Annotated in this window: 1 protein-coding gene; it reads left to right on the top strand. The window is 29.5% G+C overall.

The genetic code is table 11. From position 1 onward, the window contains the following. Positions 1-831 (top strand): hypothetical protein (locus OIF36_00450; protein ID MCV6598942.1); only part of this gene is annotated, 831 nt, incomplete at both ends.

Below are 831 nucleotides of genomic sequence, written 5' to 3' on the forward strand. Positions count from 1 at the left end.
ATGTTGAACTTGGTGAATGCTGTTGATAATACTAATCACGAATTTTTGTATAGAGGAGCTGATGCCGTTGATGTCTTTTGTAATAAAATTAATAAAATAAGAGATGAAATAAAAGAAAGAATGCAAGAGAATAAAGAAATACTAATGACTGATGAAGACAAACAAGATTTTGAAACTGCTACTCACTGCTTTATATGTGGTGATAAATTTAAGAACTCATACAAGAATGAAAAAGAAGCAGAGAAATACAAAAAAGTTAGAGACCATTGTCACTTTACAGGTAAGTATAGAGGGTGTGCTCATAGCATATGTAATCTAAACTACTGTAATAGATATTTCAAAATCCCAGTATTTTTTCATAACATGAAAAATTATGATGGACATTTAATAATACAGAATGCCGAGAAATTAAGTAATAAGAAAAAGATAGATGTTATAGCGCAGAACTCTGAAAAGTTTATCAACATCGGATTTGATAGCTTAAGTGTAAAGGACAGCTTTAGTTTTATAACAGCTTCATTAGATAAACTAGTATCCATGACAAAATATGATAATACAGATGAGAAAGATAGAAGTAAATGGATATTGCGTGAGAACCGGCAAAGTAATTTTAGATATAGTAGTAAAAATGATATCATTAAAACAGAAAAGTGTTTAGACTTACTGACTGAAAAAGGAGTATATCCATATGATTACATGAATTCGTTTGATAAATTTAATGATGAACACCTGCCATCTAAAGAACAATTTTACAGTAGATTGACTGAAGAAGATATAACTAATGATGACTACAACAAGGCAAAGCAAATATGGAAGCATTTTGGTATTAAG

It is taken from the genome of Alphaproteobacteria bacterium (assembly GCA_025800285.1).
GTDB lineage: Bacteria > Pseudomonadota > Alphaproteobacteria > JAOXRX01 > JAOXRX01 > JAOXRX01.